Origin of the sequence: Microbacterium karelineae (assembly GCF_009745985.1) — a bacterium.
In the GTDB taxonomy this organism is placed as follows: Bacteria; Actinomycetota; Actinomycetes; order Actinomycetales; family Microbacteriaceae; genus Microbacterium; species Microbacterium karelineae.
In genome coordinates this window covers 124941-148459 of the sequence record NZ_WFIX01000171.1, presented here as the reverse complement: position 1 = coordinate 148459, position 23519 = coordinate 124941, and the positions used below count along the sequence as shown (strand labels likewise).

Genomic DNA, 23519 nt, shown 5'->3' with positions numbered 1-23519 from the left:
GTTCAGACGTCCTCGCCCTCGGCCTGCGAGGGGTGCTTCTCGAACCAGAGGGGGCGCCCGATGAACAGGTCGGCGTCGCTGTCGTAGATGAATTCGTTCATGATCTTCTCCTTCATTGGACGGTGTGGATCAGTACGCCTGGGCGCGCTGCTCCACGATCAGGTGGATGAGGGCGAAGCGGCCCCCGCGCGTGGCCTCGAGCGCGTCGGCGACGGCTCGCGGGATCTGGGCGTCGTCCTCGACGCGCACGCCGAAGCCGCCGAATGCGGCGGCCATGGCGGCGAAGTCGGGGTTGACGAGCTGCGTGCCCGAGACGCGCTCGGGGTGGTGCCGCTCCTGGTGCGTGCGGATCGTGCCGTATTCGGCGTTGTCCATGACGATCACGAGGGGCGTCGCACCGTACTGACGGGCGGTCGCGAGCTCCTGGCCGTTCATGAGGAACTCGCCGTCGCCGGCGATCGTCACGACCTGCCGCTCGGGGAAGTCGAGCGAGGCGGCCACGGCGGACGGGATCGAATAGCCCATGGATCCGTTGCCCGCGCTCACCATGGCGGGGTGCTGCCGGACGGGCATGTAGCGGTGCGCCCAGTTCGTGTGCTCGCCGGCGCCGAGGGTGACGATGGCGTCGCGATCGAGCAGCGGCACGAGGTGCGCCATGAGCGAGTCCATGCGCGCGGGGCCCGAGGTCCCCGGCGTCGGGAGCGCCGCGAAATCCTCCTGCTGGCGCCGCATCTTCGCCGTCCATACGCGCCAGGCGGGATCCGGCTCGATGTCGAGGGCGACGAGGTCGCGCACGAATGCGGGCGGCTTCGCGACGATCTGGTGCGATACCGCGCCCGAGCGGCCGCGCAGGAGGGCGTCCATCGAGACGATGAAGTTCCTGCTGTCCCATCCCTGGCGGGCGATGTAGCTCGTGAGCACGTCTCCCGGCAGGGTGCCGATGAAGACGACGAGGTCGGTCTCCGCGAAGAGGTCGTATGTCGGCTTCGGGCGACCGTAGCCGATCGGGCCGACGTAGGACGGCGAGTCGCTGCCGACCACGCCCTCCGTGCGCCACTCCGCGGCCGCGGCGATGCCGGTGTGCTCGAGCCACGCCGTCAGCTGGCGCGATGACTCGGCGGTCCAGTCGCTTCCGCCGGTCACGACGAGCGGCTTGCGCGCCGACGCGAGGGCGTCCGACAGGGCGACCTGGTCGCCGCGCGAGATGCCGCCCGTCGCGACGGGGATCGGCGGGTGCGGCGTGACGGGCACCTGCTCGCGGATGATGTCCTCCGGCAGCCCGACGACGACGGGGCCCGGGCGGCCGGACCGCGCGGCGAAGATCGCCTCGGCGGTGACCTCGCTCGCCCGCTCGGCCGAGTCGAGAACGAACACGCGCTTCGCGCCGCGCTCGAACCAGCCGTGGATGTCGAACTCCTGGAACGCCTCGCGCTGGCGGTGGTCTTTGGGGATGAGGCCGATGAACAGCACGAGGGGGGTCGAGTCCTGCCAGGCGGTGTGGATGCCGACGAGTGCGTTCGCGGCACCGGGGCCGCGCGTGACCATGACGACGCCGGGCAGGTCGGTGAGCTTGCCCTCCGCGTCTGCCATATAGGCCGCGCCGCCCTCCTGGCGGGTGATGATCGTCTCGATCGACGAGTCGTGCAGCCCGTCGAGCACCTCGAGGAAGCTCTCGCCGGGGACGACGTAGGCGCGCGGGATCCCATGCTCCTCGAGCGTGCGGACGATCGCGTGCCCCGCCGTCTCGGTCGCGCGGGCGGCCTCGGTGGCGGGAGGGGCGTCGAGCAGATCGGTCACGGTGACTCCGTCGTCCAGAAGCGGTGTTTCTCCGATCATGGCGCTCGGATTCCCGAACTTGTGGACGAATGGCGCGTTAAGTTTCCGAGTTCTTGAGCTTCTGTAAGGCCCGTGGTTCCGTCGTCGAACGTTCACCGCGCGTTCCTTCTTGATTCATAGATCACGGTCTATGCTTTATGGAAAGGAGGCCACCATGACCGACAAGCCCACAGTTCTCTTCGTCTGCGTGCACAACGCGGGCCGCTCCCAGATGGCCGCAGGATGGCTGCAGCACCTCGCGGGCGACCGCGTCGAGGTGCTCTCGGCCGGCAGTGCGCCGAAGGATCAGATCAACCCCATCGCCGTCGAGGCCATGGCCGAGGTCGGCGTCGACATCGCGGGGCGCACGCCCAAGGTCCTCACGACCGAGGCCGTCAAGGAGTCCGACGTCGTCATCACCATGGGCTGCGGCGACGCCTGCCCCATCTTCCCCGGCAAGCGCTACGAGGACTGGGAGCTGCAGGATCCGGCGGGCCAGGGCATCGACACCGTGCGCCCGATCCGCGACGAGATCCGCAAGCGGATCGAGCGGCTCGTCGACGAGATCGCGCCGGCGGCGTAGCGGAGGCGGACCCATGTCGACGTTCGAGCACGGCCTCGCCGATGTCACGCCCATCCTCACGCGGGCGTCGGAGCGCCTCGCGTCACGATTCGACGGCATCGTCAGCGCCGAGACGGTCGAGCGCGTCGTGTTCGAGTCGTACGCGACGCTGGCGCGCTCGGCGCGGATCACCGAGCACCTGCCCGCCCTCGCCGAGCACTTCGCGGGCGATCGCCTGACAGCGCTCGGCCAGTCGCGCGGCATGATCCCCAAGCCTCACCCGGAGATCCTCTTCGTCTGTGTGCAGAACTCGGGCCGCTCGCAGATGGCGGCGGCGATCACGACGCTCGTCGCCGGGGATCGTGTGAATGTGCGCTCCGCCGGATCGCAGCCCGGCGAGTTCATCCTTCCCGCCGTGCGCGAGGTGCTCTCCGAGCTGGATGTCGACCTCGCGCATCAGTACCCCAAGCCGCTCACGGACGACATCGTGCGCGCCGCCGACGTCGTCATCACGATGGGCTGCGGCGACGCGTGCCCGCTGTATCCGGGCAAGCGCTACGAGGACTGGGACCTCGAGGATCCCGCCGAACTCGATGTCGACGGGGTGCGCCGCGTGCGCGACGAGATCCGCGCGCGCGTCGAGCGGCTCACGGAGGAGCTCGCGCCCCGCAGCTGACGCGCGTTGCATAGAGTGAGATCTATGGATCGGGATCAGGCGCGCGCGGCGCTCGCGGATCCCACGCGCGCGCGGATCGTGCGCCTGATCCGCATCTCGGACGACGGGCGCGAGAGCGTCACGCCGCTCGCTGCCGCGCTCGGGCTGCGCCAGCCCACCGTGAGCCATCACCTGCGGGAGCTGCTCGAGGCGGGGATCGTCGAGAGGGCGAAGGACGGCCGCCGAGCCTGGTTCTCGGTCTCCGACGACGCCGTGCCTCTCGTCGACCGAACACTGGGGCACCGGACCCCGCACGAGCCCGACCTCGCACGGGTGCGGCGCGATCTCACGGAGCGCTATCGCGGGGCGCACGCGCCGGGCACCGTGGCGCACGTCGTCGACGAGAGCGCCGAGCTGCTGCGGGCCACCTCGGGGGAGGAGTCGCTGCTCGCCTCACGAGTGTCGGCCTTCGCGGCGCAGCGCCTCGACGCGCTGCGCGACGCCGGCGCCGCGATCCGGGTGCCGTCGGTGCTCTTCGTGTGCGTGAAGAACGCGGGGCGCTCGCAGATGGCGGCGGCGATCCTCCGCCACCTCGCCGGAGACGCCGTGGCGGTGCGCACGGCGGGGTCGGCGCCCGCGAGCGGCATCGCGCCGGCGATCGGGGAGGCGCTGGATGAGATCGGCGTGCCCCTCGGTGCGGAGTTCCCGAAGCCGCTGACGGACGAGTCGGTGCGCGCGTCCGACGTCGTCATCACGATGGGCTGCGGCGACGCGTGCCCCGTGTATCCGGGGATCCGCTACGAGGAGTGGGAGCTCGAGGATCCGGCGATGCTGCCGCTCGCGCGGGTGCGCGCGGTGCGCGACGACATCGACGCCCGCGTGCGCGCTCTCCTCGCCGACCTCCGCGGCTGACGTCAGCGGACCGGGCGACCGGGTGTGCTCCTGCACAACGACGCCGATTCTCGTCGCCGGCGGCCGGAACTCCGGCGTGTCGCGTGCTTCGGCGCAGAATCGGCGTCGTTGTGCATCGGCGGCCGGCGAACGGGGAGGATCAGACGCCCACGGGAACCGGATCCGAGGCCGGGCGCGGTGACCGGCGCCGTACGACGGGGATCAGCAGGCCCGAGCTCGCGAGCGTGCCGACGCCGAGGATGATGAACGCGACGCCGTAGCTCCCCGTCCACTCGGCGGTGAGCGCGCCGATCCAGGGTGCGACGGCGCCCGCGATCGCGACGGGCGTCGACAGATAGCCGGCCAGGACGGCGTAGTGGCGCGGCCCCCACAGCTCGCTGATGCCGCTCGCCATGATGAGCGTCGTGATGCCGCGCGCGGCGCCGATCAGCCCCGCGAGCAGCAGGAGGAGCCACGCGGGGCTCGGCAGCAGCGCGAGCCCCAGCACGGCGAGCCCCGAGAACAGCAGCGAGGCGAGCAGGCGGGGCATGACGGGGATCCGGGCGGCGATGATCGGGTACCCGATGCGCCCGAGGATCTGGCCGGCACCGCACACGCCGATGGCGAGGGCGCCGAGGGCGTGCGCGAGCCCGCGCTCCTGCGCGAACGGGATGAGGTTGAGGTTCGCGGCGGCGACGCCGAGCATCCCGAGCGAGACGGCGACAGTGAGGGCGATGAACGGCAGCGAGCGCAGCGTGCCGCGCACCTCGGCGCGATCCGCCGCTCGGGTGTCGGCCGTGCCTCCACGGGGCCGCGCGCGATGGGGGAGCAGCGCGAACACGTGCAGCGGCAGGACCGTGGCGGCCAGGACGCCGGCCAGCACCAGGTACATCGCGCGCCAGCCGAGCGGATCCGCCAGCGCGCTCACGATGGGCGCGAACACCGTGCTCGCGAGCGCGCCGAAGATCGTCACGGTCGTCAGCGCGCCGACGGGCTTCGGGGCGAACCACTCGGTCGCCGCCGTGAACGCGGCCTGGTAGAGCGTCATCGACATGGCGGCGCCGGCGACGAGCCACGACGCGAAGAACAGCGCGAACGTGGGCGATCCGGCCGCCGCGAGCAGTGCCGCGGCGGCGATCGCGGTGCCGGTCGACATCACGCGGCGCGCGCCCCAGCGGGACATCGCGTGGCCGACGGGCACGGCGACCGCCGCCTGCACGAGCATCGACGCCGTGAGGGTGCCCATGATGGCCGACGCGCTCCAGCCCTCCTCGCGCGTGATCGCCTCGGCGGCGACCGGGAGCGAGTAGTAGAGGATCCCCCAGCTGATCAGCTGCGACGCGCAGAGGGCACCGAGCGCGACGGCCCGTCTCACGTCAGCAGCACCCGCCAGCGGCGCTGCTGCCGCCGCCGCACGCGCCGGTTGCGGGGAGCACGAGCTCGACGCGGCTTGCCGCTTCGGCGTCGCCCGCGATCCACGCGACGACCGAGCGCACCTGCTCGTATCCCGTGCGCAGCAGGAATGTCGGGGCGCGGCCGTAGCTCTTCATCCCGACGATGAAGAACCCGGCCTCGGGGTGCGTCAGCTCGCGGTATCCGTGCGGCTCGACGGTGCCGCACGAGTGCACGTTCGGGTCGATCATCGGGGCGAGCCGCCGCGGGGCCTCGACGATGTCGTCCAGCTCGATCCGCAGCTCGCGCAGCATGTCGAGGTCGGGGCGGAAGCCCGTGCTCGCCACGACGATGTCGGTCTCGTGGGTGCGGCCGTCGGCCGCGCGCAGGACCACGCCGTCGCCCGCGGGCGCCAGCGCCGCGATCTCGAAGCGATCGACGACGTCGACGCGCTCCGAGGCGACGAGCCGCTCGACGCGTGAGCCGAGCGCCCCGCGCTCCGGCAGCTCATCGTCGGACGTCGTGACCCGCTTCGCGGACGGGTTGCGGATCAGCCAGGTCACACGCGTGCCCGGCGCGAGCTTCGCGAGGGTGGCGAGCGAGATGAGCGTGTTGGCGGCCGAGTGTCCGGCACCGACGACCGTCACGTGCCGGCCGGCGAACCGCTCCCGATCGCGCCCGAGCACATCGGGCAGGGCAGAGACCACACGGTCCGCCACGGCGTCGAGGCCCAGCGGGGCGATGCCGCTCGACCCGAGAGGGCTGGGCGTCGACCACGTGCCCGATGCGTCGATCACGGCGCGCGCCGCGACGTCCTGGGAGGATCCGTCTGCCAGGGTGACGCGCAGCGCGAACGGCACCTGGTTGCGGCCGGTCGTGCGCGTGCGGTCCATGCCCTCGCGCGAGACGGCGGCGACCCGGGTGTCGAGGCGGATGTGCGGCGCGATCGCGGGGTGCGCGGCGAGCGGCTCGAGGTATTCGTCGACGAGGGCGGTGCCCGTCGGGGCGACGGTCGCGGACGGCTCCTCCCAGTCGGTGTCGGCGAGGAGCTCCCGTGCGGCGTCGTCGATGAGGAACTCCCACCGCGAGAACAGACGCGTGTGGCCCCAGGCGCGCACGGCGTCGCCGACGACGGATCCCTTCTCGTAGATCATGAACGCGATGCCGCGCTTCACGAGCTGGGCGGCGGCGGCGAGGCCGACGGGGCCGGCGCCGACGATCGCGACGGGCAGGGTGTCGAGGCGGGACGATGCCTGCACGCGCGGAGTGAGGTCGAGCAGTGTCATGAGATCTCCTTCATCGAAGTCTGTCGATGCATCATCCTGCGCCGTCTATCGACGTTTGTCAATATCGACTATCATCGATGCATGCCCACCGATCTGACCGTGCTCAATCAACAGGCCGCCGCCTGCTGCGCGCCCCTTGTGCGCGAGCCGCTCGGCGCCGACGACGCCGCGAGCCTCGCGATCCGCATGAAGGCGCTCGCGGATCCGACGCGCCTGCGCCTGCTGTCGATCGTGTCGGCCTCGGACGGGCACGAGGCCTGCGTCTGCGACCTGACGGATCCTGTCGGCCTCAGCCAGCCGACCGTGTCGCACCACCTCAAGATCCTCACGGACGCGGGCTTCCTGTCGCGCACGAAGCGCGGCACGTGGGCCTACTACGCGCTCGTGCCGGGCGCGCTCGAGGCCGTCGCCGACGTGCTCGCGCCGTGACCCCGACCCGCCCGACCCCAGGAGACCCCGCGTGACCGACACGATTCCCGCCTCCGCGCCCGCGCCCGCGACCCTGCCCGACCGGATGAGCCTCCCGCGCGAACTGACCGCCGAGTTCGTCGGATCCGCCCTGCTCGCCCTGGTCGTCATCGGGTCCGGCATCATGGCGCAGCGGCTGTCGGAGGATGTCGGGCTGCAGCTGCTCGAGAACGCGATCGCGACCGCCTTCGGGCTCGGCGTGCTCATCGCGATGTTCGCCCCCATCTCGGGCGCGCACTTCAACCCCGTCGTGACGCTCGCCGACACGATCACGGGCGGGAAGACCTGGCGCCAGGCGCTCGCCTATATGCCGACGCAGGTCGTCGGCTGCATCGCCGGCGCCCTGCTCGCGAACCTCGTGTTCGGGGAGGCGGCCGTGAGCTGGTCGACGAACGAGCGCGCCGTCCCGTCCAACCTGCTCAGCGAGGTCGTCGCGACGGCCGGGCTCGTCGCCGTCATCTTCCTCCTCGTCCGCACGGGCCGGGGATCCCTCGCGGCGCCCGCCGTCGGCGCCTACATCGGCGGCGCCTACTGGTTCACGGCGTCGACCAGCTTCGCGAACCCCGCCATCACGGTCGGCCGCATGTTCAGCGACAGCTTCGCGGGCATCGCCCCGACCTCGGCGCTGCCGTTCATCGGCGCACAGCTCGTCGGCGGCGCGCTCGGCCTCGCGCTCGCAGTATGGCTGACGCCGCGGCGGGTGAGCTGACGCGTCGTCGGCGGCCACGTCGTCGGCAGACTCTCCAACACGACGCAGTCGATCCGTCGCCGGACGGGCCGGAACGCCCCGATGCGGCCGGAAGAGCGCGGGATCGACTGCGTTGTGTTGGGGGTGGGGCGGAGAAAGGGCCGCCCCGCGCGATGCGGGGCGGCCCTCTCGGTGCGCGGAGACTCAGCTCAGGTCGAAGCGATCGTTCTCCATGACCTGCACCCAGGCGGCGACGAAGTCGTTCACGAACTTCTCCTTCGCGTCGGCCGAGGCGTAGACCTCGGCGATCGCGCGCAGCTCGCTGTTCGAGCCGAACACGAGGTCGACGCGGGATCCCGTGAGGCCGGAATCGCTCGTGAACGTCTTCTCGTCGGCGTCGGGCGTCCAGGAGACTCCGTTGACGAGCAGGTTCACGAAGAAGTCGTTCGTGAGCGCGCCCGGCGTCTCGGTGAACACGCCGAGGTCCGATCCGTCCCAGTTGTTCCCGAGCACGCGCAGGCCGCCGACGAGCGCCGTCATCTGCGGGGCGCTGACCCCGAGGTGGTTGGCGCGGTCGATCAGCAGGTACTCGCTGGGCAGGTCGATGAAGCCGCTGTCGTAGTTGCGGAATCCATCGGCGACCGGCTCGAGCCAGCCGAACTGCTCCAGCTCGGTCTGCTCCTGCGTCGCGTCGACGCGACCCGGCGTGAACGGCATCTGCACGTCGAATCCGGCCGCCTGGGCGCCCTGCTCGACGCCCACACCGCCCGCGAGGACGACGACGTCGGCGAAGGACACGCCCGACGCCTCCGCGATCTCCTCGAGCTTCGCGATGACGGGCTTCAGCTGCTCGGGCTGGTTGACCTTCCAGCTGATCTGCGGCTCGAGGCGGATGCGGCCGCCGTTGGGGCCGCCGCGCTTGTCCGAGCTGCGGAACGTCGCCGCGGCCTTCCACGCCGTCGACACGAGCTGCGACACCGTGAGCCCCGACTCGGCGATGAGCTGCTTCGCGTGGGCGATCGCCGCGTCGTCGGTCGCCGCTGTCTGGGCGGGCAGCGGATCCTGCCAGGCGAGGTCCTCGGCGGGCACCTCGGGGCCGAGGTAGCGCGCCTTCGGTCCCATGTCGCGGTGCGTCAGCTTGAACCAGGCGCGGGCGAACGCGTCGGTGAACGCCTTCTGGTCCTCGCGGAAACGGCGCGAGATCTCGTCGAAGCCGGGATCCATGCGCAGCGAGAGGTCGGTCGTGAGCATGCGCGGCTCGCGGTGGCCCTCGCCGTGCGCCATGGGCGTCAGGTCGGCGCCGCCGCCGTCCTTCGGGCGCCACTGCTTCGCGCCGGCGGGCGACTCGAAGAGCTCCCACTCGTACGCGTAGAGGATGTGGAAGAACTCGTTGTCCCAGCGGGCCGGGTGGTAGGTCCACGTGACCTCGAGGCCGGATCCGACGGTGTCGTTCCCGCCGCGGCCGTCGCCGTAGCCCTGCTTCCAGCCGAGGCCCTGCTGCTCGAGCGGGGCGGCCTCCGGGTCGGGGCCCTGCTTGTCGTCGGGGTGCGCGCCGTGCGTCTTGCCGAAGGTGTGGCCGCCCGCGATCAGCGCGACGGTCTCCTCGTCGTCCATGCCCATGCGGCCGAACGTGTCGCGGATGTCCTTTGCCGCGAGAAGCGGATCCGGGTTGCCCTCGGGGCCCTCCGGGTTGACGTAGATGAGGCCCATCTGCGTCGCCGCGAACGGCGCGTCGAGCTCGCGGTCGCCCTTGTAGCGCTCGGCGTCGAGCCACACCTTCTCGGGGCCCCAGTACACGTCGTCGTCGGCCTCCCACACATCGGGGCGGCCGCCGGCGAATCCGAAGGTCGGGAAGCCCATGGTCTCGAGCGCGACGTTGCCGGCGAGGATCATGAGGTCGGCCCAGGAGATCGACTGGCCGTACTTCTGCTTGACGGGCCACAGCAGGCGGCGCGCGCGATCGAGCAGCACATTGTCGGGCCACGAGTTCAGCGGGGCGAAGCGCTGCATGCCGGATCCGCCGCCGCCGCGACCGTCGTGCGAGCGGTACGTTCCGGCCGAGTGCCACGCCATGCGGATCATGAACGGGCCGTAGTGGCCGAAGTCGGCGGGCCACCAGTCCTGCGAGGTCGTGATCGCCTCGGCGAGGTCGGCCTTGACGGCCGCGAGGTCGAGGGCCTCGAAGGCCTTCTTGTAGTCGAAGTCGGCGCCGAGCGGGTTCGAGATCGCCGGGTTCTTCGCGAGGATCCGCAGGTTGAGCTGGTTGGGCCACCACTGACGGTTCGCGCTGCCCTGCGTCGGGTGCACTCGGCGGGCCTCGTCGGTGGGGGCCGCGTCACCGTCGTGCGTGTGGTCGCCCGCGACAGTGGGGCTCTCCTGGGCGTCGGGGTCGCCGGATCCGTATCCGAACGGACAGGTGCCGTTGCTCTCGGTCATGATCGCCTTTCGAAGGGGTCGGAAGCGGTGTGCTGAATCGTTCGACGCGACGGATCGTCCCGCGAAGATCTGAATGACTCAAATGTAGCGTAGGAGGAAGTCGATTGCGACAGTCCGAGCGTCCCCATCAGGTTTCCGCGCGTGTCGCACAGGAGCGGCCGGCGCGCGCGTCGCGGATAACGTGTACCCCATGAGTGTGAACCCTCCGTATCGCGCCGACATCGTCGGATCCTTCCTCCGTCCCGCCGAGCTCAAGGCCGCCCGTGCGCAGGCCGCGGAGGGCGGCATCGACGCCGCCGAGCTGCGCGCCGTCGAGGACGAGCAGATCGCCGCTCTCGTGACGAGCCAGGCCAGCGCCGGCCTGCCGGTCGCGACCGACGGCGAGTTTCGCCGCGCGTGGTGGCACTTCGACTTCTTCGGCGGCCTCGACGGCGTGGACATCGTCGAGACCGACCACGGGCTGCCGTTCCAGGGCGCCCAGACGAAGCAGCTCGCCGTGCAGGTGAACGGACGCATCGGCTTCGGCGATCACCCGATGCTCGAGCACTGGCGCGCCCTCAAGCCGCTCGCCGAGGCCGCGGGTGTCACGCCCAAGCAGTCGATCCCCGCCCCGACGGTGCTCGACTTCCGCGTCGAGCCCGCCAACCTCGTCGCCGCCGAGTACGCCTCGCGCGACGACTACATCGACGACCTCGTGCAGGCGTACCGCGACGCCATCGCCGCCTTCTACGCCGAGGGGTGCCGGTACCTCCAGTTCGACGACACCGCCTGGGCCTACCTCTGCAGCGAGACCGAGCTGCAGCGCGCACGGACCGAGCGCGGCATCGAGACCGATGGGCTGGGGGAGCGCTACCGCGACATGCTCAACCGGGTGCTCGCGGACAAGCCGGACGATCTCGTCGTCACGACCCACATCTGCCGCGGCAACTTCCGCTCGACGTGGATCTCGTCGGGCGGCTACGAGCCGATCGCCGAGCACCTGTTCGCGACGGACTACGACGGCTTCTTCCTCGAGTACGACAGCGACCGCGCCGGCGGCTTCGAGCCGCTGCGCTTCCTGAAGCCCGGCGAGCAGACGGTCGTGCTGGGGCTCGTCACGACGAAGTCGGGCGAGCTCGAGGAGGCGGCGGAGATCGAGAAGCGGATCCGGGAGGCGGCCGAGCACGCGCCCCTCGCGCAGCTCGCGCTGTCGCCGCAGTGCGGCTTCGCCTCGACCGAGGAGGGCAACGTCCTCACGGAGGACGAGCAGTGGGCGAAGATCCGTCACGTCACAGACATCGCGGACCGCGTCTGGGGCTGAGGCGCGCCCGGCACCTCCTTCAGGCCGGCTTCGGCAGCACAACGCAGTCGATGCGAGCCGAATCGACGCCCGTGCCGGCGTGTCGGCGCGGACGGCGGTGGATCTGACTGCGTCGTGTTGAGGCTCCGTACGCTGGAGGCATGGACGACCCGGCCGCGCTGTTCGACGACGCCCGTGCTCGGCTCGTCGGCGTGCCGCGCGTGCGCCTCGGCGCCGTGCGTGAGGCGCGGGGGATCCTGCGCCTGTTCGGCGGTGGGCCCGCGATCGCGCCGGTCGCCGAGGCCTGGCACCTCGGGGTGCTGCTGGTGGGCGACGATGCGGTCTGGGCGACAGGTGACGTGCTGCGCGCGGCCGCCGAGGTGCGGCGCGGATTCACCGCGGAGGCCCAGCGGATCCGTGCGGCGCGCGCCGCGATGGCGTTCCGCGGCGGCTTCGCCGAGGGCGAGACATGTCACGTGGGGTGGGATCCGGTCGACGTCGCGGCCGCCGCATCGGGCCCGCTCGTGCGACAGGGCGACCGCGCGATGGTGCGCTGGTCGCCCGCGGGCTTCCTCGCACCGCTCGACGAGTACCTGGAGGAGCGGATCCGCCTCGCGCGCGACGGGGCTGGTTGAGCACACTGCGCACGTGGGGCCGCGACGCGCGCGATCGGCCGGGCATCTGTTGGGATGTCGGAGGTTCGTCGTACCCTTTCTGACACGGCGCCGGCGACGGGGTCACCCCTGACGCCGCCAGGAATCCCAAGGAGCGCAATGTCGCGATCACAGCAAACGAACAGCACAGCCGTCCCCGAACGCGAGCAATGGACAGGCCAGGTCGGCTTCATCCTGTCCGCCATCGGATCCGCCGTCGGGCTCGGCAACATCTGGCGCTTCCCCGGAGTCGCGTACGAATCGGGTGGCGGCGCCTTCCTCATCCCGTATCTCGTGGCCCTCATCACGGCGGGCATCCCGATCCTCTTCCTCGACTACGCGATCGGCCACCGGTTCCGCGGATCCGCGCCGCTCGCCCTCCGACGCCTCGGCGGGAAGCTCGGCGAGAGCGTCGGCTGGTTCCAGGTCGCGATCGCCGCGCTCATCGCGATCTACTACACCGGCGTGCTCGCGTGGGCGGCGAGCTACTTCGTGTTCGCCTTCGACGAGCGCTGGGGCTCCGACACGACGACCTTCTTCGTCGCCGACTACCTGCAGGTGTCGGGCGAGCCCGCGACGTTCGACTTCGTGCCGGGCGTGCTCATCCCGCTCGTGCTCATGTGGATCATCACGCTCGTCATCCTCGGCGCGGGCGTCGTCAAGGGCGTGCAGCGGGCGAACGTCATCATCATCCCGCTGCTCGTCGTCACCTTCCTCGTGCTCGTGATCCGCGCCCTGTTCCTGCCGGGCGCGCTCGAGGGCCTCAACGAGTTCTTCACGCCCGACTTCGCCGCCCTCGCGAACCCGGGTGTGTGGATCGCGGCATACGGACAGGTGTTCTTCTCGCTGTCGATCGCGTTCGGCATCATGATCACCTACGCCTCGTACCGCCGGCGCCGGTCGAATATGACCAGCGCGGGCCTCGTGGTCGCGTTCGGAAACTCGTCCTTCGAGATCCTCGCCGGCATCGGCGTGTTCTCGACGCTCGGCTTCTTCGCCTTCCAGCAGGGCGTCGAGGTGGGAGACCTCGAGGGGCTCGCGGGCGTCGGGCTCGCGTTCATGACGTTCCCCGCGATCGTCAGCGAGATCCCGGGCGGCGCATGGGTCGGCGTGCTGTTCTTCGGCACGCTCACCCTTGCGGGGCTCACCTCCCTGATCTCGATCCTCGAGGTCGTCATCGCGGCGATCCGAGACAAGTTCGGCCTCACCCGTGGCCAGGCGGTCGGCGGCATCGCGATCCTCGCGATCATCTCGATCGTCCTGCTCGGCACGACCTCGGGCCTCACGGCGCTCGACACGATCGACCAATGGACCAACAACATCGGCATCGTGGCGTCGGCCATCGTCATGACGATCATCGTGATCTGGGTCAAGGGGCGCGGCGGCGAGCTGTCGGGGCACCTCAACGCGGTGTCGACGTTCCGCGTCGGCAAACTGTGGATCTTCTTCACGGGGCTCCTCGCCCCTGCAGTGCTGGCCTACATCCTGGTCGCGAAGATCGTCGACCTCGTGGCGAACGGCTACGAGGGGTACGCCACCTGGTACCTCGGCGTCGCCGGCTGGGGCAGCATCGTCGTCGCCGTGGCGGCCGCCATCATCCTGCCGCTCGTGACATGGCGCCATGACCCCGACAAGTTCGAGGTCTGGCCCACGAACGAGCAGCTCCGCGTGAAGGGAGGCGCCCGATGAGCGCCATCGCCATCCTGTTCCTCGTCATCGCGGCCGTGCTCGTGTGGGGCGGCCTGATCGGGAGCATCGGCTTCCTCTCGGCCCGTCCCGAAGTGCCCTCGTACCCCGACGGCGGCGAGGACGGCCCGGCCTGATCCGCGGCGCGCTCGTCGGGCTCAGCGCGACGAGCGCGCCGTGCGGCCGCGCGTGATCCCCGCGAGCGCCTGGACGTCCTCGCCATCGCGATCGCGGAGCCACGCGAGCACGACGGCGGATCCCGGCGCCCCGACGAGCGGGCGGAAGGTCGCGTCGCGCCGGTGGTGCAGACGGGCGAGCGACATCGGCACGACGACGACGCCGACTCCCGTGGCCGCGGTCGCGATCGCGTCCTCCGTCGTCTCGAGAGGCGCGAACGCGGGCGGCACCGTCGGCAGGTCGAGACCGCCGAGCACGTCGTCGCGGGGCGTCAGCAGCACCTCGCCCTCGAGATCCTGCGGTTCGAGCTCATCCGCTGCCGTGAGGTGCGAGTCGGCGGCCATCACGACGACCGTGGTCTCGTCGTACAGGGCGACGACGTGCAGGTCATCGCCGTCGAGCGGGCGGCGGCAGATCGCGGCGTCGACGAGGCCGTCGCGGAGCGCGCGCGCCTGATCCGCGAATTCGACGGGCACGAGCTCGATCCGCTGGTGCGGGCGCTGAGTGCGCCAGCGCGCGATCCACTTGCCGGGCGTCGTGCCCGGCAAGGCCCCGAGGCGGAACGTCGGCAGCGGCGCGGGGCGCTCGGCGGATGCGGTGGGGGCCTTCGCGCGCGGCGCGGCGATCTTCGCGCGGCTGGCGGGCGACTTCCCGCGCGGCGCGGATCCCTTCGCGCCTCCCGCGCGCGGCCGTCCGCCGCGGGGTGCTCTCTTCTGCGCCATGCGCACAGCCTATTCGGCGCACCCCGCGCGTTCGCGTGACGTGCACGGGAACGCAGGGTCATCCGCGCGCCGCCGGCTCCGCGCACCCGCTACGCTCACCGTGACGAGAGGATCTCCATGCCGCATTTCGACCTCCCGCTCGCCGACCTGCGCGAGCGCCGCTCCGATGTCACGGTGCCCGACGACTTCGACGAGTTCTGGGCGAGCACCCTCGAGGGCAGCCGCGCCGCGCACGGCGAGACCTATGCGCGCGATGTCGACAACGGGCTCGCGCTCGTCGCGACGAGCGATGTGACGTTCTCGGGCTTCGCGGGCGACCCGATCGCGGCCTGGTATCACCGGCCGGCGAACGCCGAGCCGACCACGATCGTCGTCGAGTTCATCGGATACTCGGGAGGCCGCGGCTTCGCGCACCAGCAGTCCGAATGGGCGCTCGCCGGGTGCGGGCATCTCAAGGTCGACACGCGCGGCCAGGGATACGGCCAGTGGTCGCCCGGCGACACGGCAGATCCGCACGGATCCGAGCCCGCAGCGCCCGGCAGCATGACGCGCGGCATCCGCGCGCCCGAGACGTACTTCTACCGGCGCGTGTTCACCGACGCGGCGCTCGCCGTCGACGTCGCGCGCGAGCTCGCCCCCGGCGCGCGCGTGTTCGTCGCGGGCGGCAGCCAGGGCGGCGGCATCGCGATCGCGGCTGCGGCGCTCGGCACCGATGTCGCGGGCGCGCTCATCGATGTGCCGTTCCTGTGCGACTTCCCTCGTGCGACGTCGATCACCGACCGGGCGCCGTTCTCCGAGATCGTCGCCTACCTCACGGCGCACCGGGATCGGGTGGACGAGACGTTCCGCACGCTGCGCTACTTCGACGGCGTGAACCTCGCGACGCGCGCGACGGCGCCCGCCATCTTCTCGGTCGCCCTGATGGATCCGATCTGCCCGCCGTCGACCGTGTTCGGCGCCTTCAACGCGTGGGGATCCGACGACCGCCGGATCGAGGTGTACCCGTACAACGGGCACGAGGGCGGCGGCGGCATGCACCGGCGGATCCAGCTCGACTGGCTGCGCGAGCGCGTCTGACGCGCCGCGCCCTCTCCCACCCACACAACGCAGTCGATTCGTGGCCGCGGGGCGTGCGGTGCCGGTGCCCCGGAGCGTTCCCGCCGGAATCGACTGCGTTGTGTTCGGCGCACACGCGACAGGGCCGCTCTTTCCGATGGAATGAGCGGCCCTGTTCTCACGGGGATCGCGGCATCACGCCGCGAGGTGGAAACCCCGGCGGTCTGTGGCGACCTTCGCGCCGTCGCCGATCGTCTCGTCGTCGCCGATGAGCGCTCCGCTGGCGACCTGCGCGCCCCGGCCGATCTGGCTGCGCACGCCGATCTTCGCCTTCGCGCCGACCGCGGCTTCTGGGCCGATGTGCGCGTTCGCGTCGATCACGGCTCCCGGGCCGATCACGGCTCCCGGTTCGATCCATGCGCCCGCTGCGATCTGCGCCCCTTCGAGGACGCGAGCGCGCGGTTCGACGTACGCGCCGGCCTCGATTCGGGCCGTCGCGGCGACCTTCGCGCCGTGCGCGACGAGCCCACGGCCATTGGCGTGCTTGCGGTAGCGCAGGACGCCACCCTGGTCGTCTTCGATGTCTACGTAGTTCTTGCCCACAGTGTCCTTCCGCTGGTTGACGGTACTGGTCGGACAATCGGGATAACGACCGTCGTGGGGGCGTTATTCCCGCGTTGGATAGGGCCATCGTGCGCCTCGCCGTCATGCGGGCGCTGGAGGCCTCCTATGCGTCGCCTGTGAGTCGAGGATCCGCGTCTTTTCGGCGCCGTACGTCCGCGGACCCGAATGTCACACGTCCCCGATAGCCTCGTGCGCATGGCGAGGACGACACTTTCGCAGGCGGAGGCGCGGCGCACGGCGCTCGCGGCACAGGGGCTCGGCGGGGCGCGGTCCGGGGCGACGGGCGGGCGGTCGCTGTCGGCGGCGATCGCCCGCATGGGGGTGCTGCAGATCGACTCCGTGAACGTGTTCGCGAGATCCCACTACATGCCGTTGTTCTCGCGCGTCGGCTCGTATGATCCGGCCCGTCTCGATCGCCTCGTCTTCCGAAAGGGGCGGGCATCGCGCCCCGCGCCCTATGTGGAATACATCGCGCACGAGGCGGCATTCATGCCTGTTGAGGACTGGCCGCTGTGGGCATTCCGGCGCGCGGATGTCACGGCGCGATCCGGGCGGTGGGGAGCATGGGCGGCGGCGCCCGACAACGCCGACGTCATCGCGCGCGTGCGGGCCGAGCTCGCCGACCGCGGTCCGCTGCGCCCCGCCGACATCGAATCGGTGGTGCGCACGGCACGTGGCGGCCCCTGGTGGGACTGGGATCATGCGAAGCGCGCGCTCGAGTATCTGTGGGCGGGCGGCGAGGTCGCGATCGCGGGGCGCGAGGGCTTCGAGCGCGTGTACGGGCTCGCGGAGCACATCGTGCCGCCGCACCTGCTCGGCGTCGACGTCGCGCGGCCCGACGCCGTGCGCGAGCTCGTGCGCCGCGCCGCGAAGGCGTACGGCGTCGCGACGCTGTCGGATCTGAACGACTACTATCGCCTGCGCGATCAGCGCGCCGTGCAGGCGGCGGTCGACGACCTCGTCGATGCGGGCGAGCTCTCGCCTGTCCGCGTCGAGGGGTGGACGAACGCCGCCGGCCGGCCGCTTCCCGCGTGGATCCACCGCGATGCCCGCGTGCCGCGCCGCATCGAGCAGGCGACGCTGCTCACGCCCTTCGATCCCGTCGTGTGGTTCCGAGATCGGGCCGAGCGGCTCTTCGACTTCCACTACCGCATCGAGATCTACGTGCCCCAGCCGAAGCGGCGCTACGGCTACTATTCGCTGCCCGTGCTCGTCGACGATCGGGTCGCGGGGCGCATCGACCTCAAGGCCGAGAGGAAGGCGTCCGCCCTGCGAGTGCAGTCGGCCTGGTGGGAGGAGCACGCATCGGCCGGGCATGCGGCCGAGCGCATCGCGGCCGAGGTTGCCCGCGCCGCGGCGTGGCAGGGGCTCGAGCGCGTCACCGTCTCGCGGTGGGGCGACGCGAGCGACCACCTCGCGGCGGCGCTCGACGCCGAGCGCCACGAGCACGCGAACGCGAAGGGGATGTGATGGACGTGCGGATTCTGCCGCTCGCCGAGGTTCGTGAGCGAGCGCGGGACATCTGGGATGTCTACGATGAGGTGTTCGGCGATCAGCCGTCGTACGATGTCTGGCTTGATCAGATGCTGCTACGACACGCAGCGCGCGACCGATTCCGGCTGGCCGCCGCGTTCGACAGCGACCAGATGATCGGCTTCGCCTACGGATACGTCGGTGCGTCGGGGCAGTACTACACGGACAGCGTGCGCGAGTCCCTCGGCGCAGTGCTGGCGGCGCGATGGCTCCCCGCGTTCGAGTTCGTCGAGTTCGGAGTGCTCGCCTCGCACAGGCGCGGCGGTGTCGGGCGGCGTCTGTACGAACTCGTGATAGACGGAATCGACGGGCCTGCCCTGCTCAGTACCGGGGATGATGACGACGACCCGGCGGTGCGCTTCTATCGTGGGGAGGGGTGGTCTCGTCTCGGCGAGCACCCGAGCGCAGACGGGGCGCGAACGATGCAGATCATGGGGCTGCGACGATGACCGGCGCGGTGCGGATCCCGAGCGATCTCGCGCACGTGCCGACGAGCGTCGAGACGCCCGCGCTCGTGGCGGCGCTGCCGGGCGGCGACCGCGCCGAGGCCGTGTGGCGCAACGGCGACGGCGGCGTCACGTTCCGACTGCCCGCGAGCGGCACGGATCCCGCGCGAATCGCGTTCTCCCGCGCGCTGTGGAACGTGGGGTGATCAGCGCACGACGCCCGTGAGGGGGTCGATGGGGCCACGCGTCTCGCCGTCGTCGGTCACCACGGGGTAGCCCTCGCGCGCCCAGTACTCGAAGCCGCCGAGCATGAGCTTCACCTGGTAGCCGCGCTCCGCGAAGGCGAGCGCGGCCTTGTCGCCGCCATTGCAGCCGGGGCTCCAGCAGTAGACGACCACATGCGTGCCGGCCGGGATCTCGTCGGCGGCGCGATCCGCGATCTCGCGCGTGGGGATGTGGACCGCGCCCTTCGCGCGTCCCTGCGCCCACGCCTCGGAGGAGCGCGTGTCGACGAGCACGAACTCCTCGCCCGCCTTCTGGGCCGTATAGACGTCGGAGGGGTCTGTCTCGAGCTCGAGCTTGGCGCGGAAGTGGGCGATGGCATCGGTCATGGTGCCGAGGGTACGGCCGTCGGGCCACTGCCTCCGGCGGCGACGGCGACGTCGGCAGGATCCGTGCGGAGGCTGGCAGGGAAGCGACGGACGTTCGAATGTCTGTGGTCCGGAGCAGGCTGAGCTGGAACAGGAGGGCGGTGCCCTCGAACTTCGCGGGGCGCTCCAACGTGCCGAGCAGCGGCGGGCGTTCCCCGAGGAGCAGAAGCTCATCGACGCGTTCGCGTCCGGCCTCATCGACGAGACGGAAGGATCAGGCGGCACTAGTCGACAAGTCGCCTATCAAGCGTGGCGGTGGTCGCGTGATCCTCGCACGCATCATCCTCGGCTTCCTCGCCGACCGCCTCATGACGGGGTGCGACCTCATGCGCGCGTTCTCGGGATCCGCCGCCCACTTCTGGAGCGCGGACAAGGCGCAGATCTAACGCACGTTCGCGCGCCTGGCCGCCGACGGGTACGCGCGCGCCGAGACCGTCGCGGGACCGGGCGCGCCGGATCGCGTCGTCCATCACCTCACGGAAGAGGGGCGGGCCGCGCTCGACGCCTGGCTCGCATCGGATCCTGATCGGCAGCCCTCCGTCAGCGGCGGCGCGCGGCCGTCTCGGGGCGCAGGTCGAGCCGGCGGAGCGTCTGGGCGTTGAGCGCGACGACGATGGTGGAGAGTGACATGAGGATCGCGCCCACCGACATGGGCAGGACGAATCCGATCGGCGCGAGCACGCCCGCCGCCAGAGGGACCGACACGACGTTGTAGCCGGCGGCCCACCAGAGGTTCTGCCGCATCTTCCGATAGCTCGCGCGCGACAGGTCGATGATCGAGAGCACCGAGCGGGGATCGTCGCTCGCGAGCACCACGCCCGCCGACGCGATCGCCACATCCGTCCCCGCGCCGATCGCGACGCCGACATCGGCCTGGGCGAGCGCGGGCGCGTCGTTGACGCCGTCGCCGACCATCGCGACCCGTCGCCCCTCGGCCTGCAGCTCGCGCACGCGCGCGGCCTTGTCCTCGGGACGCACTCCGGCGAAGAAGCGGTCGATGCCGAGTTCCGCGGCGACGGACGCGGCGACGGCCTCGGCGTCGCCCGTGATCATCACGACCTGCGCGCCGCGCGCGTGGAGTGCGTCGACGGCCTCGCGCGACTCGGGGCGGACCTCATCCGTGAGGCGCAGCGCGCCGGCGACGGATCCGTCGACGAGCACGTGCAGGATGATCGCCCCCTCGCGGCGCCACTCGTCCGCGACGGCCAGTTCGGCCGCGCCCTCCTGCGCGAGCAGGTGCGGGCCGCCGACCTGCACGATCCGCCCGTCGACGATGGCGCGCACGCCGACCGCGGGGGAGGAGGCGAAGTCGCCCGCGGCGGGAACCCGGATCCCGCGCTCGGCCGCGGCGGCCACGATCGCACGGGCGAGAGGATGCTCCGAGTCGGCCTCCGCGGCGGCGGCCAGCGCGAGGACCTCATCCTCGTCGGCGTCGTCCGCCGGCCGGATGGCCGTCACCGCCGGCGCCCCCTTCGTGAGCGTGCCGGTCTTGTCGAACAGCACGGTGTCGACGGTGCGCATGCTCTCGAGCGCGAGGCGGTCCGTGACGAGCACGCCGCCGCGCGCGGCGCGTTCGGTCGAGATCGACACGACGAGCGGGATCGCGAGCCCGAGCGCGTGGGGGCAGGCGATGACCAGCACCGTGATGGTGCGGATCACCGCCTGATCGGGGAGGCCGATCGCCGTCCACACGATCGCCGTCAGGACCCCCGCCGCGAGCGCGAACCAGAACAGCAGCGCGGCGGCGCGATCGGCGAGGCGCTGCGCGCGCGATGACGACGCCTGCGCATCGGCGACGAGGCGCTGGATCCCCGCGAGCGTCGTGTTCGCGCCGATCGCCGTGACCTCGGCTCGGATCCCCGAATCGGTCGCGACCGTGCCGGCGACGACCTCGTCGCCGACCCCGCGCCGCACGGGGCGCGACTCGCCCGTGATCATCGACTCGTCCACGTGCGCGGATCCCTGCACGATGCGACCGTCGGCGGGGATGCGTCCGCCGGGCCGGATCACGACGACGTCGCCGACCGCCAGCTCGGCGGGGGACACCGCGACGACGGCGCCGCCCTCGACGCGCTCGGCCTCGTCGGGCAGGAGCGCTGCGAGCGAGTCGAGCGCCGACGTCGTCTGGGCGATCGAACGCATCTCGATCCAGTGGCCCAGGAGCATGATGACGATCAGGAGCGCCAGCTCCCACCAGAAGTCGAGCTCGTGGTGCAGGATCCCGATGCTCGAGCCCCACGAGGCGAGGAACGCGACCGTGATCGCGAGACCGATGAGGAGCATCATGCCGGGGCGCCGCGACCGCAGCTCGCTCGCCGCGCCCGCCAGGAACGGCGCGCCGCCCCACACGTACATGACGGATCCGAGGATCGGCGAGACCCACCCGATCCACCCCGCGCCGGGCAGTCGGTACCCGACGAGCGACGCGAACATCGGGGACAAGGTGACGACGGGCACCGCCGCGACGAGCATGATCCAGAACAGGCGTCGGAATCGCGCGACGTGATCGCCGTGACCCGCGTGGGATCCGTGGTCCACGTGACCCGCGTCGGATCCGCGGTCGTCGTCGGCGGCGCCGTGGTGCTCGTGGTGGGCGGGGTGTGCCACGGCGTGATCGTGATGACCGTGGTGCGCGTGCGGTTCGTTCGGGGTCATGACGCCTCCTCGGCTGCGCGTCTCCTGATCGGGATCGCATTGCCGAGTGTATACCCCCGGGGGGTATAAGGGAAGAGGATGATCGTCGACGCCCCGGCGCCTGCGAGACTGATCGACATGCGCGCGCCGGTGGACTTCCTCGATAGGCACCAGACCGCGCTCTGCCTCCTGGCGCTCGTCGTCGGCGCCGCCGTCGGGATCCTGACGCCATCGGCAGCCCACCCGCTCGAGCTCGCGGTGGAGCCCGTCCTCGGCCTGCTGCTCTACGCCACTTTCCTCGGCGTGCCGTTCTCCCAGATCCGGCGGGCGATGCGTGACGGGCGCTTCGTCGCGACGATCCTCGTCCTGAACTTCGTCGTCGTGCCGGTCGTCGTCCTCGCTCTCGCGCGGATCGTCGCGCACGACAGGGCACTCCTCGTCGGCGTGCTGTTCGTGCTGCTCGCGCCGTGCGTCGACTACGTGATCGCCTTCACCGGCATGGCGGGCGGCGCACAGGATCGCCTGCTCGCGGCCATGCCGATCCTGCTCATCGGGCAGATGATCGTCCTGCCGCTCGCCCTCTGGGCCATGACGGGGCGGGAGGTCGTCGCGGCGATCGAGCCCGCGCCCTTCCTCCGGGCGCTCCTGCTGCTCATCGTGATCCCGCTCGCGGCCGCGGCCCTGACCCAGGCCGCCTCTCGCACGCGCGCGGGTCGCCGGCTGCGCGACGCCGTCACGGCGGCGATGGTGCCGCTCATGATGCTGACGCTCGCGCTCGTCGTCGCCTCGCAGATCCACGGCATCGGTGCGCACCTCGGCGCGCTCGCGCTCGCGATCCTCGTGCACGTGCTGTTCGCCGCCGTGATGGTCCCGCTCGGGATCCTGGCGGGACGCGTCGCACGCATCGACGTGGCGGGGCGGCGCGCGCTCGTCTTCAGCGGCGTGACGCGGAACTCACTGGTCGTGCTGCCCCTCGCCCTCGCCCTGCCGGAGGCCCTCGCCCTCGTGCCGCTCGTGATCGTCAGCCAGACCCTCGTCGAGCTCGTGACGATGGTGATCCTCGTGCGGATCGTGCCGAGGGTCGTGCGCCATCACGCCTGACAGCGCGGGCACCGGAACACGCGGCGCTCCTCGCCGGGCTTCGCGCCGAGCGCGTCCTCTTCGATGAGGGCGCCGCAGCGGCGGCACGGCAGCCCGGCGCGGCCGTAGACCCAGTGATCGTGCCCGCGCCGGGTGTCGCCCGTGAAGGTGCGGACGGCGCGCGCGAGGTTGCTGCGGATCGCCCGCACGCCGAGCGCGACGAGGGGTGCGACGGCGACGTCGACCATGGGCGTGCGCGGAGCGATGCCGCGGAGGTAGAGCAGCTCGTTGGCATACTCGTTGCCGAACCCCGCGACGTTCCGCTGGTCGAGCAGCGCGATATGGGCGGGGCGCGTGTCGAGCGCGAGACGTCGGACGGCCTCGTCTTCGCTCCACTCGGGGCCGAGCGGATCCGGGCCGAGGTGTGCGATCACACCGGCCTCGCGCTCGCGTGGCAGCAGCTCGACGACGGCGAGGTCGAAGCCGACGGTTGTCCAGCCGGAGGCATCCAGGATCGCGCGCGCCTGGAATGTGGGCCGGCGCCACCGGTCGTCGACGCGGTATGTGTGCCACTCGCCCTCCATGGCGAGGTGCGTGTGCAGCGTGACATCGGCGATGCGATGCAGCAGGTGCTTGCCGACCGCGCGCACGCTCTCGACGCGCTCACCGGTGAGATCCGCGGTGGCGGCGTGAGGCACGCGCAGGTCGAAGCGGGTGAGGATCTCGCCCGCGAGCACCTCGTGCAGGCGCCGCGCCGTGCGGTGGACGGTGTCTCCCTCGGGCATC

24 protein-coding genes are annotated in these 23519 nt (G+C 71.5%); 15 read left to right on the top strand and 9 right to left on the bottom strand.

Going from position 1 to position 23519, the window contains the following annotated elements:
• Nucleotides 1-129 precede the first annotated feature (129 nt).
• On the bottom strand, nucleotides 130-1836 hold the full coding sequence (locus GB932_RS02080) for a thiamine pyrophosphate-dependent enzyme (RefSeq protein WP_156759066.1): 1707 nt from the start codon (nucleotides 1834-1836) through the stop codon (nucleotides 130-132).
• 154 nt (nucleotides 1837-1990) lie between these two features.
• Here GB932_RS02080 and GB932_RS02075 point away from each other — a divergent pair, with 154 nt between their 5' ends.
• From GB932_RS02075 to GB932_RS02065, 3 genes are read left to right on the top strand one after another with little or no spacing between them, the layout of a single operon-like run.
• Nucleotides 1991-2398, top strand: coding sequence for an arsenate reductase ArsC (locus tag GB932_RS02075; protein ID WP_156759065.1), 408 nt, complete (start codon nucleotides 1991-1993; stop codon nucleotides 2396-2398).
• A gap of 13 nt (nucleotides 2399-2411) precedes the next feature.
• Complete coding sequence (locus GB932_RS02070) at nucleotides 2412-3053, top strand: arsenate reductase ArsC (protein ID WP_156759064.1); 642 nt, start codon at nucleotides 2412-2414, stop codon at nucleotides 3051-3053.
• Between the two features lie 24 nt (nucleotides 3054-3077).
• Nucleotides 3078-3944, top strand: coding sequence for a metalloregulator ArsR/SmtB family transcription factor (locus tag GB932_RS02065; protein ID WP_156759063.1), 867 nt, complete (start codon nucleotides 3078-3080; stop codon nucleotides 3942-3944).
• Between the two features lie 139 nt (nucleotides 3945-4083).
• Here GB932_RS02065 and GB932_RS02060 read toward each other — a convergent pair whose 3' ends face one another.
• Both GB932_RS02060 and GB932_RS02055 read right to left on the bottom strand, forming a co-directional pair.
• Nucleotides 4084-5298 (bottom strand): MFS transporter, encoded by a 1215-nt coding sequence (locus GB932_RS02060; RefSeq protein WP_197517250.1) that lies wholly within the window; start codon nucleotides 5296-5298, stop codon nucleotides 4084-4086.
• Nucleotide 5299: 1 nt separating this feature from the next.
• Nucleotides 5300-6601: an NAD(P)-binding domain-containing protein gene (locus GB932_RS02055; RefSeq protein ID WP_156759061.1), complete on the bottom strand. Its 1302-nt coding sequence runs from the start codon at nucleotides 6599-6601 to the stop codon at nucleotides 5300-5302.
• A gap of 81 nt (nucleotides 6602-6682) precedes the next feature.
• Between GB932_RS02055 and GB932_RS02050 the strand changes: the two genes are divergently transcribed.
• Both GB932_RS02050 and GB932_RS02045 read left to right on the top strand, forming a co-directional pair.
• Nucleotides 6683-7030, top strand: a complete 348-nt coding sequence (locus tag GB932_RS02050; protein WP_156759060.1) for an ArsR/SmtB family transcription factor — start codon at nucleotides 6683-6685, stop codon at nucleotides 7028-7030.
• Nucleotides 7031-7115: 85 nt separating this feature from the next.
• Entirely contained in the window at nucleotides 7116-7778 is a 663-nt protein-coding gene (locus GB932_RS02045) for an MIP/aquaporin family protein (protein WP_156759247.1), read from the top strand.
• Nucleotides 7779-7961: 183 nt separating this feature from the next.
• Here GB932_RS02045 and katG read toward each other — a convergent pair whose 3' ends face one another.
• Complete coding sequence (gene katG / locus GB932_RS02040) at nucleotides 7962-10193, bottom strand: catalase/peroxidase HPI (protein ID WP_156759059.1); 2232 nt, start codon at nucleotides 10191-10193, stop codon at nucleotides 7962-7964.
• 190 nt (nucleotides 10194-10383) lie between these two features.
• Here katG and GB932_RS02035 point away from each other — a divergent pair, with 190 nt between their 5' ends.
• The 4 genes from GB932_RS02035 to GB932_RS02020 all read left to right on the top strand — a co-directional run bounded on the left by GB932_RS02035 (nucleotide 10384) and on the right by GB932_RS02020 (nucleotide 13948).
• Nucleotides 10384-11493, top strand: coding sequence for a 5-methyltetrahydropteroyltriglutamate--homocysteine S-methyltransferase (locus GB932_RS02035; RefSeq protein ID WP_156759058.1), 1110 nt, complete (start codon nucleotides 10384-10386; stop codon nucleotides 11491-11493).
• Nucleotides 11494-11633: 140 nt separating this feature from the next.
• On the top strand, nucleotides 11634-12107 hold the full coding sequence (locus GB932_RS02030; RefSeq protein WP_156759057.1) for a glutaminase: 474 nt from the start codon (nucleotides 11634-11636) through the stop codon (nucleotides 12105-12107).
• A gap of 138 nt (nucleotides 12108-12245) precedes the next feature.
• Nucleotides 12246-13814 carry a sodium-dependent transporter gene (locus GB932_RS02025; protein ID WP_156759056.1) on the top strand — a complete coding sequence of 523 codons (1569 nt, stop codon included), beginning with the start codon at nucleotides 12246-12248 and terminating at the stop codon, nucleotides 13812-13814.
• On the top strand, nucleotides 13811-13948 hold the full coding sequence (locus tag GB932_RS02020; protein ID WP_156759055.1) for a MetS family NSS transporter small subunit: 138 nt from the start codon (nucleotides 13811-13813) through the stop codon (nucleotides 13946-13948). The genes GB932_RS02025 and GB932_RS02020 overlap by 4 nt, the downstream gene beginning before the upstream one ends.
• 21 nt (nucleotides 13949-13969) lie before the next feature.
• Here GB932_RS02020 and GB932_RS02015 read toward each other — a convergent pair whose 3' ends face one another.
• The gene (locus GB932_RS02015) at nucleotides 13970-14710 is read right to left on the bottom strand and encodes a substrate-binding domain-containing protein (RefSeq protein WP_156759054.1); all 741 of its coding nucleotides are present in this window, start codon (nucleotides 14708-14710) and stop codon (nucleotides 13970-13972) included.
• Nucleotides 14711-14827: 117 nt separating this feature from the next.
• Between GB932_RS02015 and GB932_RS02010 the strand changes: the two genes are divergently transcribed.
• On the top strand, nucleotides 14828-15787 hold the full coding sequence (locus GB932_RS02010) for an acetylxylan esterase (RefSeq protein ID WP_156759053.1): 960 nt from the start codon (nucleotides 14828-14830) through the stop codon (nucleotides 15785-15787).
• Nucleotides 15788-15961: 174 nt separating this feature from the next.
• On the opposite strand, the gene GB932_RS02005 is transcribed toward GB932_RS02010, so the two are convergent.
• Nucleotides 15962-16369 (bottom strand): transferase, encoded by a 408-nt coding sequence (locus GB932_RS02005; RefSeq protein ID WP_156759052.1) that lies wholly within the window; start codon nucleotides 16367-16369, stop codon nucleotides 15962-15964.
• Between the two features lie 216 nt (nucleotides 16370-16585).
• Here GB932_RS02005 and GB932_RS02000 point away from each other — a divergent pair, with 216 nt between their 5' ends.
• The 3 genes from GB932_RS02000 to GB932_RS01990 are packed head-to-tail and all read left to right on the top strand — an operon-like array spanning nucleotide 16586 to nucleotide 18575.
• Nucleotides 16586-17860 (top strand): winged helix-turn-helix domain-containing protein, encoded by a 1275-nt coding sequence (locus tag GB932_RS02000; RefSeq protein WP_156759051.1) that lies wholly within the window; start codon nucleotides 16586-16588, stop codon nucleotides 17858-17860.
• Nucleotides 17860-18372: a GNAT family N-acetyltransferase gene (locus tag GB932_RS01995; RefSeq protein WP_156759050.1), complete on the top strand. Its 513-nt coding sequence runs from the start codon at nucleotides 17860-17862 to the stop codon at nucleotides 18370-18372. The genes GB932_RS02000 and GB932_RS01995 overlap by 1 nt, the downstream gene beginning before the upstream one ends.
• Nucleotides 18369-18575, top strand: coding sequence for a hypothetical protein (locus GB932_RS01990; protein WP_156759049.1), 207 nt, complete (start codon nucleotides 18369-18371; stop codon nucleotides 18573-18575). Before GB932_RS01995 ends, GB932_RS01990 begins: the two co-directional genes overlap by 4 nt.
• Here GB932_RS01990 and GB932_RS01985 read toward each other — a convergent pair whose 3' ends face one another.
• Entirely contained in the window at nucleotides 18576-18980 is a 405-nt protein-coding gene (locus GB932_RS01985; protein ID WP_156759048.1) for a rhodanese-like domain-containing protein, read from the bottom strand.
• A gap of 302 nt (nucleotides 18981-19282) precedes the next feature.
• Here GB932_RS01985 and GB932_RS19555 point away from each other — a divergent pair, with 302 nt between their 5' ends.
• Nucleotides 19283-19405, top strand: a complete 123-nt coding sequence (locus tag GB932_RS19555; RefSeq protein WP_306769925.1) for a hypothetical protein — start codon at nucleotides 19283-19285, stop codon at nucleotides 19403-19405.
• 154 nt (nucleotides 19406-19559) lie between these two features.
• Here the strand turns inward: GB932_RS19555 and GB932_RS01980 are convergent, their stop codons facing one another.
• Nucleotides 19560-21674, bottom strand: a complete 2115-nt coding sequence (locus GB932_RS01980) for a heavy metal translocating P-type ATPase (RefSeq protein WP_156759047.1) — start codon at nucleotides 21672-21674, stop codon at nucleotides 19560-19562.
• A 117-nt stretch (nucleotides 21675-21791) separates the two neighbouring features.
• On the opposite strand from GB932_RS01980, the gene GB932_RS01975 reads away from it, so the two are divergent.
• Nucleotides 21792-22754: an arsenic resistance protein gene (locus tag GB932_RS01975; protein ID WP_156759046.1), complete on the top strand. Its 963-nt coding sequence runs from the start codon at nucleotides 21792-21794 to the stop codon at nucleotides 22752-22754.
• Here the strand turns inward: GB932_RS01975 and GB932_RS01970 are convergent.
• A complete protein-coding gene (locus GB932_RS01970; protein WP_156759045.1) occupies nucleotides 22745-23518 on the bottom strand; it encodes a DNA-formamidopyrimidine glycosylase family protein in 774 nt (257 codons plus the stop codon). The genes GB932_RS01975 and GB932_RS01970 overlap by 10 nt on opposite strands.
• Between the last annotated feature and the right edge of the window lies 1 nt (nucleotide 23519).

Coding starts and splice junctions, on each gene's coding strand:
- GB932_RS02010 (WP_156759053.1), top strand. CDS start 14,828: ATGCCGCATTTCGACCTCCCGCTCGCCGACCTGCGCGAGCGCCGCTCC.
- GB932_RS01985 (WP_156759048.1), bottom strand. CDS start 18,980: ATGACCGATGCCATCGCCCACTTCCGCGCCAAGCTCGAGCTCGAGACA.
- GB932_RS02045 (WP_156759247.1), top strand. CDS start 7,116: ATGAGCCTCCCGCGCGAACTGACCGCCGAGTTCGTCGGATCCGCCCTG.
- GB932_RS02025 (WP_156759056.1), top strand. CDS start 12,246: ATGTCGCGATCACAGCAAACGAACAGCACAGCCGTCCCCGAACGCGAG.
- GB932_RS02070 (WP_156759064.1), top strand. CDS start 2,412: ATGTCGACGTTCGAGCACGGCCTCGCCGATGTCACGCCCATCCTCACG.
- GB932_RS02080 (WP_156759066.1), bottom strand. CDS start 1,836: ATGATCGGAGAAACACCGCTTCTGGACGACGGAGTCACCGTGACCGAT.
- GB932_RS01995 (WP_156759050.1), top strand. CDS start 17,860: ATGGACGTGCGGATTCTGCCGCTCGCCGAGGTTCGTGAGCGAGCGCGG.
- GB932_RS02075 (WP_156759065.1), top strand. CDS start 1,991: ATGACCGACAAGCCCACAGTTCTCTTCGTCTGCGTGCACAACGCGGGC.
- GB932_RS02020 (WP_156759055.1), top strand. CDS start 13,811: ATGAGCGCCATCGCCATCCTGTTCCTCGTCATCGCGGCCGTGCTCGTG.
- GB932_RS01970 (WP_156759045.1), bottom strand. CDS start 23,518: ATGCCCGAGGGAGACACCGTCCACCGCACGGCGCGGCGCCTGCACGAG.
- GB932_RS02050 (WP_156759060.1), top strand. CDS start 6,683: ATGCCCACCGATCTGACCGTGCTCAATCAACAGGCCGCCGCCTGCTGC.
- GB932_RS02015 (WP_156759054.1), bottom strand. CDS start 14,710: ATGGCGCAGAAGAGAGCACCCCGCGGCGGACGGCCGCGCGCGGGAGGC.
- GB932_RS02065 (WP_156759063.1), top strand. CDS start 3,078: ATGGATCGGGATCAGGCGCGCGCGGCGCTCGCGGATCCCACGCGCGCG.
- GB932_RS02000 (WP_156759051.1), top strand. CDS start 16,586: ATGGCGAGGACGACACTTTCGCAGGCGGAGGCGCGGCGCACGGCGCTC.
- GB932_RS01990 (WP_156759049.1), top strand. CDS start 18,369: ATGACCGGCGCGGTGCGGATCCCGAGCGATCTCGCGCACGTGCCGACG.
- GB932_RS01975 (WP_156759046.1), top strand. CDS start 21,792: ATGCGCGCGCCGGTGGACTTCCTCGATAGGCACCAGACCGCGCTCTGC.
- GB932_RS01980 (WP_156759047.1), bottom strand. CDS start 21,674: ATGACCCCGAACGAACCGCACGCGCACCACGGTCATCACGATCACGCC.
- GB932_RS02035 (WP_156759058.1), top strand. CDS start 10,384: ATGAGTGTGAACCCTCCGTATCGCGCCGACATCGTCGGATCCTTCCTC.
- GB932_RS02030 (WP_156759057.1), top strand. CDS start 11,634: ATGGACGACCCGGCCGCGCTGTTCGACGACGCCCGTGCTCGGCTCGTC.
- katG (WP_156759059.1), bottom strand. CDS start 10,193: ATGACCGAGAGCAACGGCACCTGTCCGTTCGGATACGGATCCGGCGAC.
- GB932_RS02055 (WP_156759061.1), bottom strand. CDS start 6,601: ATGACACTGCTCGACCTCACTCCGCGCGTGCAGGCATCGTCCCGCCTC.